The organism is Carbonatibacter coralli, from assembly GCF_039592655.1.
Taxonomy (GTDB): domain Bacteria; phylum Pseudomonadota; class Alphaproteobacteria; order Kiloniellales; family Kiloniellaceae; genus Carbonatibacter; species Carbonatibacter coralli.
The window spans coordinates 1-15938 of the sequence record NZ_JBBUTJ010000008.1 but is presented as its reverse complement, the minus strand read 5'-3'; the positions used below and the strand labels follow the sequence as shown (position 1 = coordinate 15938).

At 55.0% G+C, this 15938-nt stretch carries 14 protein-coding genes; 8 read left to right on the top strand and 6 right to left on the bottom strand.

Going from position 1 to position 15938, the window contains the following annotated elements; translation table 11 throughout:
• Positions 1-13 precede the first annotated feature (13 nt).
• Complete coding sequence (locus tag AAAH10_RS14695; protein WP_343564911.1) at positions 14-1627, bottom strand: ABC transporter substrate-binding protein; 1614 nt, start codon at positions 1625-1627, stop codon at positions 14-16.
• Positions 1628-1806: 179 nt separating this feature from the next.
• Between AAAH10_RS14695 and AAAH10_RS14690 the strand changes: the two genes are divergently transcribed.
• The 3 genes from AAAH10_RS14690 to AAAH10_RS14680 all read left to right on the top strand — a co-directional run bounded on the left by AAAH10_RS14690 (position 1807) and on the right by AAAH10_RS14680 (position 5676).
• Positions 1807-3321 (top strand): thioredoxin-like domain-containing protein, encoded by a 1515-nt coding sequence (locus tag AAAH10_RS14690; RefSeq protein WP_343564909.1) that lies wholly within the window; start codon positions 1807-1809, stop codon positions 3319-3321.
• Between the two features lie 421 nt (positions 3322-3742).
• Entirely contained in the window at positions 3743-4975 is a 1233-nt protein-coding gene (hemA, locus tag AAAH10_RS14685; RefSeq protein WP_343565053.1) for a 5-aminolevulinate synthase, read from the top strand.
• Between the two features lie 140 nt (positions 4976-5115).
• Complete coding sequence (locus AAAH10_RS14680) at positions 5116-5676, top strand: hypothetical protein (RefSeq protein WP_343564907.1); 561 nt, start codon at positions 5116-5118, stop codon at positions 5674-5676.
• A 176-nt stretch (positions 5677-5852) separates the two neighbouring features.
• On the opposite strand, the gene AAAH10_RS14675 is transcribed toward AAAH10_RS14680, so the two are convergent.
• From AAAH10_RS14675 to pdxH, 3 genes are all read right to left on the bottom strand, one after another.
• Positions 5853-6617: an SDR family oxidoreductase gene (locus tag AAAH10_RS14675; RefSeq protein WP_343565052.1), complete on the bottom strand. Its 765-nt coding sequence runs from the start codon at positions 6615-6617 to the stop codon at positions 5853-5855.
• A gap of 107 nt (positions 6618-6724) precedes the next feature.
• On the bottom strand, positions 6725-7651 hold the full coding sequence (locus tag AAAH10_RS14670; RefSeq protein ID WP_343564905.1) for a cation diffusion facilitator family transporter: 927 nt from the start codon (positions 7649-7651) through the stop codon (positions 6725-6727).
• 36 nt (positions 7652-7687) lie between these two features.
• Positions 7688-8302 (bottom strand): pyridoxamine 5'-phosphate oxidase, encoded by a 615-nt coding sequence (gene pdxH / locus AAAH10_RS14665; protein ID WP_343564903.1) that lies wholly within the window; start codon positions 8300-8302, stop codon positions 7688-7690.
• A 323-nt stretch (positions 8303-8625) separates the two neighbouring features.
• On the opposite strand from pdxH, the gene AAAH10_RS14660 reads away from it, so the two are divergent.
• The 3 genes from AAAH10_RS14660 to AAAH10_RS14650 all read left to right on the top strand — a co-directional run bounded on the left by AAAH10_RS14660 (position 8626) and on the right by AAAH10_RS14650 (position 10664).
• Positions 8626-9105: an RT0821/Lpp0805 family surface protein gene (locus AAAH10_RS14660; RefSeq protein WP_343564901.1), complete on the top strand. Its 480-nt coding sequence runs from the start codon at positions 8626-8628 to the stop codon at positions 9103-9105.
• Positions 9106-9240: 135 nt separating this feature from the next.
• Positions 9241-10224 (top strand): DnaJ C-terminal domain-containing protein, encoded by a 984-nt coding sequence (locus tag AAAH10_RS14655; protein ID WP_343564899.1) that lies wholly within the window; start codon positions 9241-9243, stop codon positions 10222-10224.
• A 98-nt stretch (positions 10225-10322) separates the two neighbouring features.
• Positions 10323-10664: a chaperone modulator CbpM gene (locus AAAH10_RS14650; protein WP_343564897.1), complete on the top strand. Its 342-nt coding sequence runs from the start codon at positions 10323-10325 to the stop codon at positions 10662-10664.
• 101 nt (positions 10665-10765) lie between these two features.
• Here AAAH10_RS14650 and AAAH10_RS14645 read toward each other — a convergent pair whose 3' ends face one another.
• A complete protein-coding gene (locus AAAH10_RS14645; RefSeq protein ID WP_343564896.1) occupies positions 10766-12001 on the bottom strand; it encodes a YihY family inner membrane protein in 1236 nt (411 codons plus the stop codon).
• Positions 12002-12180: 179 nt separating this feature from the next.
• Here AAAH10_RS14645 and fabI point away from each other — a divergent pair, with 179 nt between their 5' ends.
• Complete coding sequence (gene fabI / locus AAAH10_RS14640) at positions 12181-13020, top strand: enoyl-ACP reductase FabI (RefSeq protein ID WP_343564894.1); 840 nt, start codon at positions 12181-12183, stop codon at positions 13018-13020.
• Between the two features lie 119 nt (positions 13021-13139).
• A complete protein-coding gene (gene aroC / locus AAAH10_RS14635; protein ID WP_343564892.1) occupies positions 13140-14222 on the top strand; it encodes a chorismate synthase in 1083 nt (360 codons plus the stop codon).
• A gap of 424 nt (positions 14223-14646) precedes the next feature.
• Here the strand turns inward: aroC and AAAH10_RS14630 are convergent.
• Positions 14647-15938: hypothetical protein (locus tag AAAH10_RS14630; protein ID WP_343564890.1), on the bottom strand; the 1292-nt coding region annotated here is incomplete at its 5' end.

The window sequence follows — 15938 nt, the reverse complement described above, 5'->3', positions numbered from 1 at the left end:
AACCAATCCGGTATTATGGTGCTGCTTTATGGCTCTTGTAGAGCAAAACCTGATTGTCTGGTCGAACCGTCACATCAACATTGCGACGGCTGGCCCATGAAGTCCCCTGCTGATAAAGCGGTATGTAGGCGACATCCGCAGCAAGAATATCAAATGCCTCGGCAATCATGGCAGCTCTTTTTTCAGGATCAATCTCGGCCTGCCCTTCCCGGGTCAGGAAATCCAGCCGCGCATTGGAATAGCCTGTCTTGTTGTACACACCGAAAAAGCCGTCATCGAGAGGGGTGGCAGCCAGTGCCCGCAACACATTCAGCCCTTCATAGCTGGCCGGTAGCCAGCCAACCAGATAAAAACTGGTCATGCCGGACCTCAGGCGTTTGAAAAAACGCGCTTTTTCCATAACAGCCAACTGTACATCGATACCAACATTCGACAGCATGGCGGCAATGGCCTGACAGATTTTTTCATCCTCGACATACCGGTTCATCGGGCAGACCAGCTCCAGCGAAAAACCGGCCGGGTACCCTGCCTCGGCCAAAAGGCTCCTGGCTTTTTCAGGATCGAAGGGCAAACGCTTCAAATCACTCACGCCGGGACTGAGAACCGGCGCAATCAGACTGGCTGCCGGTGCCGCAGCACCCTTCAGAATACCTTCCGTCAGAACCGACGCATCAATGGCATGATAGAACGCCTTTCTGACCCGGATATCCCTGAAAGGGTTCTTTCCTTTCACATCAGAGTAAAGCAACTCGTCCCGGCCCTGATCCATCCCCAGAAAAATGGTGCGAATGCCAACGATCGAGTCCGTTCCCGTCGCCTCTTCCCTGTCGAAGAAATCGGCATTTCCGGGCTTCAGAGGCGTCACCAGATCAACATCACCCTGGATCAGGGCAGCAGAGCGCGTGGAATCAGACTGAACAATCAGCAGTTCCACCTGATCAACATTCCCTGACATGCTGTCCCACCAGCGGACATTCTTCTGCAGTTTCAGTGAAATGCCTTCCTGATAGGCTGTAACCTGATAGGCCCCTGTCCCGTTCGCATGCGTTGCAGCATAGTTCACCAGACCTGTCTCTTCCTCCCCTGCGCCGGTCACAGGATTGGTCGGCCTGACAGCCCGGAACTCCTCGGCCCATTCCCTGTCCATGATCAAAAGGTTTTCCCACTCTGCGAAAAGGAGCGGGTAGGGTTTCCCGCTCACGAAATCAACAGTAAAGGGATCGACCTTCACAACCTCGACGTCGGACGGAATATATCCTGAAACATCGGACCACTGATCGCGGGCACGCTGAAAGGAAAAGACAACATCGTCTGCATCAAAGCTGTTTCCATTGTGAAATTTCACATCCCGACGCAGATGAAAACGCCAGCGTTCCGGGGAAACATTCTCCCACCGCTCTGCCAGTGCAGGTTCAATCCCCAGCTTTTCATCCCTGCGGATCAAGCCTTCATAAACATGCTTGAGAACGTTGAGATGGAACGCTTCGCGCAAGGTATGAGGATCAAGATTCCCGATCCCGCTTTCATTGGCCCAACGCAATTCTGCCGCTGAAAGGGAAGAGGCAAAACCCAGAACGCACAAACCGGAAACCATCAGCATTCTTTTCAAGGCTTTTAACATTTTCATCCCTCATTCTTTCAAAGATAACGCACGGCAAGGATATTGCTTGTTCTCTATCTTCTGATATTTAGGCTTCACTAACAAACACTTAATTCCGTCCAACTCTTTTGGACAAAGCATCAGGCTTGGCGACTTGCCACACACATGCTAGAGGTCTCGACACCCTACAAATATGGAAAGATGCCATGTTCGGTTCAGTGCACGCCCCGGAAATCAACCAGCCGGACCTTGAATGGTTCAACTGTAAAGCACCCGTTTCCCTTGCAGATTTGCGGGGACGCGTGGTCATTCTGGATTTCTGGACCTACTGCTGCATCAACTGTCATCACGTTCTCCCGGCGCTGAAGGCCGCAGAGGAAGCCTTTCCGGATGATCTGACCGTTGTCGGCGTTCACAGCCCCAAGTTTGATGCGGAAAGGGACAGTGAACACCTGAGGCAAGCCATTCTGCGCCACGACATTCGTCATCCTGTTGTTCAGGACACCAACATGACTCTCTGGCAGCACTACGCCGTCAGAGCCTGGCCCACACTGGTTTTCATCTCCCCGGACGGCTACGTGATCGGCAACCACAGCGGCGAGGTTGACGCAGACGCCCTGATTGTAGCCATTGCAGACATCAGGACAAAGGCACAGTCGGCCCATCTGATCAGCCCCTCTCCCCTGGAACTGGTTCAGGAGAACCGGGATTCCGAAAGGCTGTCCTTCCCCGGTCAGATCAGAGCTTTTTCCTCCGGAAATCCCGGACTTCAAAAAGCAAAATGGATGCTGGCAGACAGTGGCCACAACCAGATTGTTCTCTTTGAGGACAGCACCGATGGCAAACCGGAAGAAACCCTGAGACTGGGAACTGGACAGGATGACCTTGTCGACGGTTCCTTTGAAGACTGCTGTTTTTCAAATCCGCAGGGGCTGGTGGCCCACGAAGACTTTATCTATGTCGCAGACACAGGGAACCATGCCCTGCGCCGCATTGATCTGAAAAACAGGATTGTCGAAACCCTTGCCGGAGATGGCAGACGGGGACCTGTCATTGCCCGCAGCTGGCGGGGAGACGACAGCCTGCTGGCCTCTCCCTGGGATCTGGCCCTGAGAGATGACATTCTGTTCATTGCCAACGCAGGAACCCATCAAATTCTCGGCTATGATCTCAACAAAGACATGCTGTCACCCCTTGCCGGCAATGGAATCGAGGGCCTGCTGGATGGCGATGCAATGGCAGCCCAGCTGGCCCAGCCCAGCGGCCTCGCCCTCGACAGCAACGGCCAGCGCCTTTATTTCACGGACAGTGAAACCTCCTCCATCCGCTTCGTGGAACTGGAAGGCCACTCCACAGTTCACACAATTGCCGGACAGGGACTCTTTGAGTTTGGTTTCAGGGATGGCGACGCCGGCGAAAGCCTGTTCCAGCATCCACTGGCTCTCGTCTGGCGTAAAAGCCGGGAAGAGGAAAACACCAAGGGCGAGCTTGTTGTGGCCGACAGCTACAACAATGCCCTTCGGGTCATTGATCTGGAAGATCAGACCGTTACAGACCTGCCCTACAACAGTTACAGCTGTTCGGACGACCTTTGCATTCCCCTGATGGAACCGGCCGGAATTGCCGTCACAGAAAACGGGATTCTGGTCAGCGACTGCAACAATCACCGAATAGTGATGATTGATGAAAAGAAAGAAAAGAGATCCACTCTTTACAAATAACGCTTCATATCTCAAATGAGAGAGTGAAACGAAGAATAAATGATTAATTGCTAAACTTGATCGAAATCAAAGTCACGATGATCAGTCTGCGACATCATGAAACCTCCTACCTGACGCGTTTTTGTGAGATAAAACCTGTCGGACGGATTTATGATCAGGGTCGGGGTTTGTGAATTAAAGTTTAATCAGGCAGAACAAAGACTGCTATAATGGACTTTGGTTTCAGAAACTGCCAGCCTCAGGCAAAGATACAAACGTATCCTTCAGGACAGATGACATGGCATTCGAAAGCAAAAGCAAAGCACAGCAGAAGACAGAGAACGGTTCTGCAGCACTCTATCTGGCGCATCCGCTGAAAAGCAAGGCGACAGAGGAAATGCACAGCCTGGCGGATGCTGGTGTGTCTGAACGAGATGACATGATGAATTACGAAGATTTTTTTGGCTCTGCCGTTGATGCTCTCAAACAGGAAGGCCGCTATCGCATCTTTGCGGACCTTGAGCGCAAAGCCGGAAGCTTCCCCAACGCGACCTATCACGAGACAAGTGATCCCGCCCTGAACAGCACGTCCAAACGTCCTGTCACAGTCTGGTGCTCGAACGACTATCTCGGCATGGGTCAGCACCCCTCTGTTCTGGCTGCAATGCACGAAGCCATTGACAGCTGCGGCGCAGGCGCAGGGGGAACCCGCAATATTTCAGGGACCAATCACTATCACGTTCTTCTGGAACAGGAACTGGCCGACTGGCACCACAAGGAAGCCGGACTGCTCTTCACGTCCGGCTATGTCTCTAACTGGGCTGCTCTGAGCACGCTGGGCTCCAACCTTCCCGGCTGTGTCATCCTTTCGGATTCCATGAACCACGCCTCCATGATTGAAGGCATTCGTCACAGCCGTGCCGAAAAGGTTATCTTCAATCACAACGACGTGGCCGATCTGGAAGAAAAGCTCAAGCAGATTGACCCATCCCGTCCAAAAATCATCGCCTTTGAATCCGTGTACTCCATGGATGGTGATGTCGCCCCGATAGAAGCCTTCTGTGACCTTGCAGACAAATACGGTGCGATGACCTATCTGGACGAGGTTCACGCAGTCGGACTTTACGGTCCGCGTGGTGGCGGTATTGCCGATCAGCTGGGGCTTTCCCACCGTATCACCGTGATCGAGGGAACCCTGGGCAAGGCCGTCGGCGTTGTCGGAGGCTACATCACAGGGTCTGCTGCCCTGGTTGATTTCATCCGCAGCTATGCTTCCGGTTTCATCTTCACAACAGCCCTGCCCCCTTCCATTGCGGCAGGAGCGCTGGCTTCCGTTCGTCACCTGAAACAAAGCTCTGTCGAACGCGAACAGCACCAGCTTCGCGCAAGAACTGTACGGTCCCGTCTTCAGGCTGCAGGTCTGCCTGCGATGGAGAGCGAAACCCACATTGTTCCGGTCATGGTTGGCGATCCACAGATCTGCCGCCAGATCACCGACATCCTGATGCTGCGCTACAACATCTATGTCCAGCCGATCAACTACCCGACAGTCCCCCGGGGTACAGAGCGCCTGCGCCTGACACCCTCGCCGGTTCACAGGGATGAGGATATTGATCATCTGGTCAGGGCCCTGCGGGAAATCTGGCAGGAAATGAACCTGAAGCTCGCTGCCTGAAAAAATTAATTGCGAATCATTATCAACAATTGGACAAGTTGGATTCCCTGACCTATATTGAAACTGGCTTCAGTCATCTTCTGGAGCCCGTTTCAATTTCCGGCCATCAAGAGCCGAACAGGCAACCTACGGAGCGAACCATGTATCGCGACAACACTCTGGTCCCTTCCGAAGCCATGCGTCTTCTCGCACTGGGCTTCCTGAAAGAAGGTCATCTGGATTACGCAACACTGGCTGAAAAGACACGCCAGTTCACACTCCGTATTGTCGGCCCGTCCCTTGATCTGATCGGAACACCACTGGAAGTCCTCAAGATTGAAGGACTGGTTGAGAGCAATCCGGCCTTTGCGGCACAGGAAAGCCTGGTTCTGACATCCCGTGGTTCCGGAGAATTTGAACGCCTGATTGCCTCAAGCCTCCGCGCTCCGCTGAACGACATGAGCAAACTGGTTCTGTCCATCAAGATGCGGTTCCTGCATCTGGCAGCCCCGAAGACACGGCTGGAGCAGTACCTCCTGCTGGTTGACATCTACGATCGTCAACTGGAGCGGCTTCAGGCTCTGAAAGTTCAGGAAAAGGATCAGTCTGCTGAGGACTTTGAAGCCTGGCTGGACATCGAGATCACCCAGACACAGGAACTGCTGCGCCGTTATGAGGAACTTTCCCTCGATGCGGAAGCCCAGGCACAACTGAACAGCTGAACAGCTTCCGGTTCTTCACCCTGCCCACTTGACGACATTGTGCAGGCTCTGACTGATCGTGCTTGTGAAGCCTTCCGCCGGGACCGGCTTTTGGCAAAAATTTCAAAGATGATACTCTGTGCAGTCGGCGTTCCTCTTTCGGAACGCTTGTTACCCGGGCAAAACGGACAGAAACCTCAATAGAGGTGTTGTCCGCCTGTCACGAAGACCTCTGTCCCGGTCACGTAACTGAAATCAAGCCCGCAGAGCTGGTAGACAGCAGAAGCGACCTCCAGCGGCTGCCCCATCCTGTTCATCGGGATCCGCGGGATCAGAGTTTCGTATTCCTCACCAATCATTGCCGTCTCAATCTCGCCCGGTGCGACAGCATTGACACGCACACCTATTCTGGCCATCTCGACGGCCAGTTCGCGCGTCAGGGCGGAGAGCGCAGCCTTGGAAGTGGAATAGGCAGAGCCGGCAAAGGGATGAACCCCGTGCCCGGCAATCGAGGTGATGTTCACCACAGCGCCCTGCCCCTTGCCCAGCGCAGGTGCGAGACTGCGGGCAATGGTCAGAGGCGCGAAGAAATTCAGTTCGAACACTTCACGCCAGGTGTCGACATCACCGTTCAGGCAACCCAGACGCTCCTTGTATTGTGTTTTTGGTGAAATGGCGGCATTGTTCACAAGGGCATGAAGCGGCTCGTCACCCAGAATATCCAGTGTCTGATTGAGAAAGTCCTGGGTGCTCGCAGCATCGGACAGATCAGCGACGATATGATCCGTCCAGTTGGTATCCTGCTGACAGGCCGGAGGAACCTGATCACGCGAGCAGGTGATAATACGCCATCCCCTTGCCGCGAAATACTGCACCGTCGCATGTCCGATTCCCCGGCTTGCGCCAGTCAGGACAAGGTTGCGAACAGTCCGTTGTGAGGCCAGGCCATCATCTTCCAGCATTCCCAGAGAGTCCATGTCTGATATATTCTGCATTGTTCGGCTCTAATCTGTTTCCGTCTGTTTGCTCGGGAACGCACTCTACGATCTGGTGTATTCAAGGTTTTAATTCAAGTCCCGTCATTCCGGGGAACAGCGCGCGACCCCCATTTGGTCTTGAGGTTCTCCGGCTCGGGAAAAATAATCATGTCAATCACGCGATGCCTTTCACGGACCAATCTTTCAATCGACAGCATGATGTCATAGGTCTCCTGCAAGGAGAGTTTCCCGTCCAGCTCGATGTGACACTGAACAACCCGATCCGGCCCCGACTGGCGCGTTCTCAGATCGTGGACACCATGAACGGCATCATGCCCCAGAATATCCTGCTCAATCGCCAGTCTCTCGTCATCCGGCAGCTCCCGGTCCATCAGCATATCCAGGGCTTTCCTGAGAATCCGGAAGGCATAGAACAGAACAAAACCGGACAGCAACAGGGCAATGATGCCATCGATCATTGCCTCTCCTGTCATGGCGACCAGCACAAGTGCAACGATCACCAGCACGTTCATCAGAAGATCACCGACATAATGAAGGGCATCGGCCTCTACTGCCAGGGAACCGGTTTTCTTCACCACATAAAGCTGAAAACGGGTCAGGGCAAAGGTTGTGATAATGGAAACAACCATCACCCAGATTCCGGCCTCTGTTGCCTTGAGAGCCTGCGGTGACAGAATGCGCTCCACAGCCTGCAACGCCAGAAAAATACCGGAACCGGCCACAAAGGCGGATTGCGCAAGGGCAGAAAGACCCTCGACCTTGCCATGACCGTGCCTGTGCTCATCATCGGCCGGCGTCAGGGCGTGACGAATAGCCAGAAGACTGAGAACGGAAGCCCCGCCATCCAGCAGGGAATCAACCAGTGTTGTCAGCAGGCTGACAGATCCACTGAGCCACCAGGCTCCCAGCTTCAGCACGATCAGAAAAAGAGCGACCAGAACAGAGGCATAGCTGGCAAGCCGCATCAGGCGTGCTGTTTCGCGATCGACTGCTTCCATCTCTGTGTCTCTGTCCTGCTTGCTGTTTTTTGCGGATCAGGGGAACAAACGTTCCGTTCGCCATGCGGTTATCTGTTTCTGCTCGTTCCGTTCCTCCACGTGATAGGTCAGACGATCATGCAGGCGGAACGGACCATCCTGCCAGAACTCGATACGTCTGGGCAAAACCCTGAAACCGGACCAGTACTCCGGACGGGGAACAGTCCCGACCACGTATTTGGCTGCATAGACAGCGACTTTTTTCTCCAGCTCGAACCGGCCTTCCAGAGGGCGCGATTGCGCGCTGGCCCAGGCGCCGATCTGACTTTGACGCGGGCGGGAATGGAAATAGTCATCCGCTTCCTGGTCACTCACCTGCTCGACATCTCCTTCAATGCGCACAGAGCGTCGCAGGCTCTTCCAGTGAAAGGTCAGGGCAGCCTTGGGGTGGGCAAGAAGCTGCTCTCCCTTCCGGCTCTCATAGTTTGTGTAGAACACAAAACCGGTTTCATCCCAGTCTTTCAACAACACCATTCTGGCAGACGGCATGCCATCTGCACCAACAGTCGCCAGACACATCGCTGTCGGATCATTGGGTTCAGTCTCTGTTGCTTCAGCAAGCCAGTTCTCAAAAACACTCCAGGGTGTTTCAGGTGTGTTGTCTCGGATCATCCTGTCTGACCTTCTCTTCATCGGCTGGGGTCCAGCCTGTCACAATTCAATGAAAAATAACGTCTGGTTCATGAAAACAAAAGACATTTCGCCAGACATCTTGTCTCATGAAGCTCTACGGGAAAGTCGTGAAACCGGTTTGTTTTCAGATATCAATTTCACCGGATGCTCACAGAACTGTGGCTTGATCTCATTCCCGCCTCAATCCAGATACAATATGAACACAGAAAAGAAGCACCCAGATCGGTATAACCGGCTGGACTTGAATGGGTCCGGCCTATGAAATAAGGCTCTCGGGCCTCACTTTAACAGGAAGCAAAACAATGATCAGCAAATCGGCTTTCAAACCTTTCGTCCTTCTGATGGTCGCAAGTCTCGCTTTGGCAGCCTGCTCGGGGAACCGGGGCACAAAGGAAACTGTCGGTGGCATCGGCGGCGCTGTTATCGGCGGCCTGCTGGGTTCGCAGTTCGGTGGCGGAAGCGGCCGGGTTGCAGCGGCAGCAGCAGGTGCTGTTATTGGCGGCTTCCTCGGCAGCGAACTCGGCGCATCCCTCGATGAACAGGATCGCCAGAGATCGGATCGCGCCTACGAGCGCGCCCAGACGGCTCCGGTTGGGCAGACCATTTCCTGGAACAATCCGGACAGCGGGAACCACGGTACAGTGACCCCTGTTCGCGACGGGACCTCGACTGACGGTGAATACTGTCGTGAATTCCAGCAAACCGTGACAATCGGCGGTGAGCAGGAAGAAGCCTACGGTGTGGCCTGTCGCCAGCCGGACGGTTCCTGGGAAATCCAGTAGCTCCGGTTTCAGTCTGATCCTTCAGACAAATCACCAGAAGAATTGATCTTTTGATCCGTTCCCGGTTAAGATTGTGGACAGCCTGTCTGAACAGCAGACAGGTTGTCCTTTTTTCGAAGAGTAAAACAATTACCCATGCGCAATCCCTATTCTGTTCTTGGCATTGAGAAAACAGCGACTGAGGCCGAGATCAAATCTGCCTATCGCAAAATCGCCAAGAAATACCATCCGGACCACAATCAGGGTGACCGCTTTGCCGAGCAGCGCTTCAAGGAAGCCTCTCAGGCCTACAATCTGCTGAGCGATGCAACCAGACGAAAGCAGTTTGATCAGGGGATCATTGATGCCAATGGTCAGCCCAAGGGCCCCTTCGCTGCATCACGCAACAGCAACTCCCAGAACCGCACAGCCTCCAATGCCTACAACAGCAAGGGTCAGGGAACAGGACAGGCCTCCTCTGCCCGGAGCGATAGCGGCAAGGGCAATCCCTTCAAGGGCTTTGGCAAGGAAAAGGACATGGGAGATATCTTCTCAGACCTTTTCGGAGCCAGAAAGAAAGCCCAGAAAAGCAAAAAGGGAAGCGATCTGCGCTACAGCTGCAGCCTGAACTTTGTTGAAGCCGCTGCGGGCGTCAAAAAACGCATCACCATTGCAGACGGAAAAACGCTTGAGGTCACAGTTCCGGCAGGGGCCGAGGACAAGCAGGTTCTGCGGTTGCGGGGTCAGGGTCTCAAGGGCCAGGGCGGCGGCTCGGCCGGGGATGCACTGGTGGAGCTCCGGATCGAATCCCATCCCCTTTTCAGGCAGGAGGGAACCGACGTCTACATGGATCTCCCCCTTTCCATGCGCGAAGCCATCAACGGAACCAGCATCACCGTCCCGACAGTCACAGGCAAGGTCAAGGTCAAGGTGCCGCCAAAGTCCAACACCGGCACCATGCTGCGCCTGAAGGGAAAGGGACTCGAGGGTATCAAGTCCACGATCCGCGGCGATCAGTACATCCGTGTTCTGGTAACCCTGCCCGAAGACAGCGATACCGAGCTGGAAGCCTTTGTGAACTCGTGGAAAGACCGCAACAACTACAACCCGCGCAGCAAACTGGACCTCTTTGACGATTAATCGCTTGTCAAACAGTCCTGTCCTGCTTAGTGAAGGGCATCTTTATTGATGCTGTTACAGTACAATACAAAAACGCGTCTTTGCAGGATTTGAGAACCATGAAAACCTTTGACGATGTCGTTCTGGAGCTTGATCTCCCGGCAAGCGAACTGTCCGAATGGATTGACCGCAACTGGGTCTTGCCGGACATCAACAATTCCACCCTGTTCTTTTCGGAAGAAGACGTTGCCAGAGCGCGCATGCTCAAGGAACTGATCCATGAGATCGGCGCAAACGAGCCTTCCGTTCCGGTTATTCTCCGCGCCATGGATCAGGTCTATGAACTGCGCAAGATGATGAACTCCCTGACCGATGCCATCGCCACCCTGTCCCTTTCCGCCCGTCAGGAGCTGGAACAGGCCATCCGCGAGCAGCAGGCTGAAAGAGCCCGCGAGGAATAAGCCCCCGGGACAGAGCATATACCGCAGACACTGTGCTGCAGGTGTTATCCGGTGGTGCAGAACCGGACAAGAGAAAGAGGGAGGCCACAAAGCCTCCCTTTCTATTTTGCAGGCTCGCCCAGAAGAGGCTGGATCACTTCCAGCACAGAGCGCTCGAAGGCCGGAGCAAACTCGCTGTTGAAAGCGCCCATCAGCTCCTGAAGGGTCTCCGACCAGTTTTCATCCGGCTCCAGCGCAAATCCCAGCCCCTGGCAAAGCTCCAGCATGGTCATGGCCGACAGGTCCTTGCACAGCAACCAGCGGCCATTGTGCGTCTTTTCAATGCAGCCCTCGGAGCGCAGGGTATAGAGAACATCGCTGACGACATCCAGAGGTGCGGGCATTACGGCCAGAACCTGACGCTCGTGGAGCGACTGCCCCCGCTGCCTTGCCTTTTCCAGATGGGACAGCATCGCCAGCGAAAGGGCCAGATGATCCCCCACAGCGGAACGGTGATGCTTTCTGCGCCGGGCGGCCTTCCATTCCGGCAGGGAGGCCGCAATCTCCGCCCCGAGAATGACAACACACCAGCTCAGATAGAGCCAGACCAGAAAGATCGGCACCGTTGCCAGTGCGCCATAGATGGCCTGATAGGACGGGAAGTTGGTGATGTAGAGGCCAAAGGCCTTCTTCAGCAGCTCGAAAATCACAGTGGCAACAACAGCACCGATCAGCGCATGGCGCCACTGGACCGCGCGATTGGGCACGACCGCATAGAGAATCGTAAAGCCCACAGACCCGAATAGAATGGGCAGCAGGAAGCTGATCACCGTACGCGTGTAATCGACCTCTCCGACCCACCGGGTCATGGCATAGCTGTAGCTGGACAGGCTCAGCGATGTTCCCATCAGCAAGGGCCCCATCGTCAGCAGCGCCCAGTAGACCAGCATCAGCTGAAAGAACGGTCTTTTGTCCCGGATGCGCCAGATCATGTCAAAGGAGCTCTTGATGGTGTTCAGCAGCATCAGGGCGGTAAAGCCCAGAACCAGAATACCGATTGCCGTCGTTTGCCGCGCGTTCTGTACAAAGGAGTTCAATTGCTCGGCAATCTGCAGCTCTGCCGATGGCAGCAGGGATGACAGCAACTGGTCCACCAGCTGCTCACGCTGGCCCTCGAACCCCGGAAAGGCAGAAAGCAGGGCCAGGGCAATGGTCATGAGGGGCACCATCGCCAGCAGGGAGGAGTAGCTCAGGGACGCTGCAACCCGGGGTCCGTTGTCTTCTCCAAAGCGCTTCAGAACATGGCGGGCAAACAGTCCCAAATCCGATATTTTCGTCACGGATGCTTGCTTGGGCATACTCAAACTCTTTTCTTTCGCAGGCAAATTGAAAACAAACACTAGCCATTCTTGTGAATTAACGCTAATAAATTGCTCCAATTCATGCGACTGCAGAGACGAAATCACGATCTTGAAGGCGATTCCCTCTGGCAGGCGCAGATCAAACAGGAAATAAGCTCTAGCGAGGAATAAGAGGTATGTCCAATCCACAACCACTCATGGCGGGCAAACGCGGACTGATCATGGGCGTCGCAAACGACCGTTCAATTGCCTGGGGCATTACAAAAGCTCTGGCAGAACAGGGTGCTGAATTGGCTTTCACCTATCAGGGTGACTCTCTCAAAAAGCGTGTACAGCCACTTGCAGAGTCCGTTGGTGCAAACATCATCATGGAATGTGATGTCACCAACGACGAAAGCATGGACGCTGTCTTTGCAGAGCTGGAAGAAAAATGGGGTTCCATCGATTTTGTTGTCCACGCTGTGGCTTACGCCAACAAGGAAGAGCTGAAGGGCAAATACGCTGACACCAGCCGCGAAAACTTCCTGCAGTCCCTGGACATCTCCTGCTACTCCTTCACAGCTGTTGCACGCCGAGCAGCACCGCTGATGACACAGGGCGGCAGCCTGATCACCCTGACCTACTACGGTGCCGAGCAGGTCATGCCGCACTACAACGTCATGGGTGTTGCCAAGGCTGCTCTGGAAGCTTCCGTTCGCTACCTCGCAGCGGACCTCGGTCCGGATGGCATCCGCGTCAACGCGATCTCTGCCGGCCCGATCAAGACACTGGCTGCTTCCGGCATCGGTGACTTCCGCCACATCCTGAAATGGAACGAGTACAACTCTCCCCTGCAGCGCAACGTCAGCATCGAACAGGTTGGTGGCGCAGGCCTCTACCTGCTGTCCGACCTGTCCGGCGGTGTCACAGGCGAGGTTCACCACGTTGACTCCGGTTACCACGTTGTTGGTATGATGAACGTCGACAAGTCCAAGGAGCTGGCCGAGATGCTGTCAGCCTTCAATCCGCAGGATTAAGCCGACAGATCAGGGCAGTTCCACAGCTGTCTTTTGCTCAGGAAAGCCGGGTCTCCCGGCTTTCTGTCCGTTTTCCGAACGCCACTTCGAGGCATTCCTTTTCTGCAAAGGTTCAAGCAATGGCTGGCAACGCATTTGGTGAAGTCTTCCGCTTTACAACCTGGGGCGAAAGCCACGGCCCCTCCATTGGCTGTGTGATCGACGGCGTTCCGCCTATGGTTCCCATCACGGAAGAAGAAATCCAGCACTATCTTGACCAGCGCAAGCCCGGTCAGAACCGCTTTACAACCCAGCGCAAGGAACCGGACCAGGTCAAAATTGTTTCCGGCGTTTTCGAAGGCGTCACAACCGGAACCTCCCTGGGACTGATCATCGAAAACACCGACCAGCGCTCCAAGGACTATGGCGAGATTGCAAAGGCTTTCCGCCCCGGACATGCCGATTACACCTACTGGCACAAGTACGGCATTCGCGACTATCGCGGCGGTGGACGTTCCTCTGCACGGGAAACAGCCATGCGCGTCGCAGCCGGTGCCATTGCCCGCAAGGTTCTGGATGCCCGCGTGGAAGGCGGCATCAAGATCCGCGGTGCCATGGTCCAGATGGGTCCCCACAGGATCGATCGCGCGCGCTGGGACTGGGATCAGGTGTCTCAAAACCCCTTCTGGTGTCCGGACCCGGTTGCGGCAAAGGAATGGGAGCTCTATCTCGACTCTGCGCGCAAGTCCGGTTCGTCCATGGGCGCGGTTGTGGAAATCGTGGCTGAAAACGTTCCTGTCGGCCTCGGCAGCCCGGTCTATGACAAGCTGGACTCCGATCTGGCCAAGGCCATGATGTCCATCAATGCCGTCAAGGGCGTGGAAATCGGCGACGGCTTCGCATCGGCAGCCCTCTCCGGCGAGGAAAACGCCGACGAAATCCGCATGGTGGATGGCAAGCCTGTTTTCTCGGCCAACCATGCCGGCGGTATTCTGGGCGGCATTTCAACCGGTCAGGACGTCGTGGTGCGCTTTGCCGTCAAACCGACCAGTTCCATTCTGGTTCCAAGAAAGACCATCAACACAGATGGTGAAGAGACAGAGATCATCACCAAGGGCCGTCACGACCCCTGCGTTGGCATTCGCGCCGTTCCTGTCGGGGAAGCCATGATGGCCCTGACCCTCACCGATCACCTGCTGCGCCACAAGGCACAGTGCGGATAAAATCTCCGCTCCACCGGGCACAGACGGGCACAAACACAGCAAAGCTGCAACGCTGAGATTGCACAGCGTCACAAAACAGGGCCGCACGACCTCACAGGGTTGGAGCGGCCCTTTCGTTCAGTCAGACCAACCGGAGACATGCCCCTTCACCACAACAGGCCCGGAGTTCCGAACTGAAGCACTGCAAATGGAAAACTGATTCTTTTGCCGGAACAGGCATCAGGACAGAAGCAAGGTCTTTGAGCACTGCAGAAACAGCCCGCGCCTGAAGCACGCCGGACAGGAAGCCGTCCTGGTCGGCTCAGACCTTTTTGCCAAAGGGAAACAAGACAAGTCAGCAAAACAGCAGAAAAGGCTGCCTCCTCAAGAAAGAAGACAGCCTTTCCCGTGTCGGGTTGCCCTGCAACTCAGGGTTCAGAACCCCTTACAGGTTCTGGTTGATCAGGCTCTGTTCATCCTGATCACTGTTCTCGAGAGTGACAAAGCCAAAATCTGCTCCTCCCCTCTCGGCATCCTGTGGTGCTGCAGGTTCAGTCATGGTCTCGACCCGCTTCTGTTCGGACTGGAGGAAGTCATCCAGCAACTGCTCATCCTCCCCGGCCTCCTGATCCAGCAAATCGGAAAGCTGGAGCGCCGGTTCGGCAGAGCGTGTTTCCGGATCGACATCATCCCCATCCAGAGTCAACACAGGTGGCTGATTGATAGCAACAATACCAATGATTGTGCTGACAGACTCACTGTTGCCACTGCCATCGTTCACCTGTGTGACAATGGTACGCTCCGGATCGTCACCATAGTTGTCCGGATTTGCAGAATTGTTCCTGTACTGAATGTTACGCATGGCTTCCTGATAATCCGCAACGGAACCGGAACCACTCAGCGTACCGATGCCAGTCTCCGGGTCATACTTCCAGCTCATGCCCGCAGGCAGGGTATAGCCATCTGCAAGGACAAGCTCGTCGGAGCCCCTCAGGAAACCCTCTGTAATTCTGACCGTTGCGCTTTCCATATTCTCGCCATCGACATCAGCAAGTATCACATCGGGCAGGACGGGCACGGCCTCTCCGCCTTCGGTAAAGTGATCAACCACTGTGCCCCTGGTCTGAATTGGCAGCCAGTCGCTCTGCCCCTGTGGCCGGTACTGCAACCTGTAATCAACATTGCGATTGTTTGAATTCAGCAGGAGGAAGTTAAAGTCATAGAATCCGGATTCCGACGGCGTGAAGCTGTCCTGTGGAACCTCCCAGTCTCTTGTCTTGTCCAGAATTGTCTGACCACCAATCGTCAGTCTGCTCAGATCACCGCCGAATTCTCTGAACTCATAGGTTTGCCCCGCCTCCAGCCAGATTTTTCCGGTGATTTTGGTCAGGGTATGCACGCCGAGGGCGCCAGTGCCTCCAAGACCATCCCCGGAAAGAGGACGACCCGGATCAAAGGCGGGATTATTCGCCAGAGCTTCATCAACAGTCGATGCTCCACCGCTTGATGCCTCGGTCACCTTCGCCCCGTAGAGAACAGCTGTCAGATAGGGTCTTTCCAGCACAGCGGCCTGATTGACACCCTCGACACCAACGTCCGAGGTCACAGTGTTGCTGTTGCCCTCTCCGTCAGTGACCTCAGCAGTCATGGTGCGCAGGGTGTCCTTGCCATAGTTGTCCGGATTGTCCGAATTGCTGCGATAAACCAGATTGCGCAGAGCCTCCTGATAATCAGCCT

What these genes read in the sequence shown, in the direction of transcription:
- AAAH10_RS14695 (WP_343564911.1), bottom strand. Translation starts at nt 1,627, where the DNA reads ATGAAAATGTTAAAAGCCTTGAAAAGAATGCTGATGGTTTCCGGTTTG.
- AAAH10_RS14690 (WP_343564909.1), top strand. Translation starts at nt 1,807, where the DNA reads ATGTTCGGTTCAGTGCACGCCCCGGAAATCAACCAGCCGGACCTTGAA.
- hemA (WP_343565053.1), top strand. Translation starts at nt 3,743, where the DNA reads ATGAATTACGAAGATTTTTTTGGCTCTGCCGTTGATGCTCTCAAACAG.
- AAAH10_RS14680 (WP_343564907.1), top strand. Translation starts at nt 5,116, where the DNA reads ATGTATCGCGACAACACTCTGGTCCCTTCCGAAGCCATGCGTCTTCTC.
- AAAH10_RS14675 (WP_343565052.1), bottom strand. Translation starts at nt 6,617, where the DNA reads ATGCTGGAAGATGATGGCCTGGCCTCACAACGGACTGTTCGCAACCTT.
- AAAH10_RS14670 (WP_343564905.1), bottom strand. Translation starts at nt 7,651, where the DNA reads ATGGAAGCAGTCGATCGCGAAACAGCACGCCTGATGCGGCTTGCCAGC.
- pdxH (WP_343564903.1), bottom strand. Translation starts at nt 8,302, where the DNA reads ATGATCCGAGACAACACACCTGAAACACCCTGGAGTGTTTTTGAGAAC.
- AAAH10_RS14660 (WP_343564901.1), top strand. Translation starts at nt 8,626, where the DNA reads ATGATCAGCAAATCGGCTTTCAAACCTTTCGTCCTTCTGATGGTCGCA.
- AAAH10_RS14655 (WP_343564899.1), top strand. Translation starts at nt 9,241, where the DNA reads ATGCGCAATCCCTATTCTGTTCTTGGCATTGAGAAAACAGCGACTGAG.
- AAAH10_RS14650 (WP_343564897.1), top strand. Translation starts at nt 10,323, where the DNA reads ATGAAAACCTTTGACGATGTCGTTCTGGAGCTTGATCTCCCGGCAAGC.
- AAAH10_RS14645 (WP_343564896.1), bottom strand. Translation starts at nt 12,001, where the DNA reads ATGCCCAAGCAAGCATCCGTGACGAAAATATCGGATTTGGGACTGTTT.
- fabI (WP_343564894.1), top strand. Translation starts at nt 12,181, where the DNA reads ATGTCCAATCCACAACCACTCATGGCGGGCAAACGCGGACTGATCATG.
- aroC (WP_343564892.1), top strand. Translation starts at nt 13,140, where the DNA reads ATGGCTGGCAACGCATTTGGTGAAGTCTTCCGCTTTACAACCTGGGGC.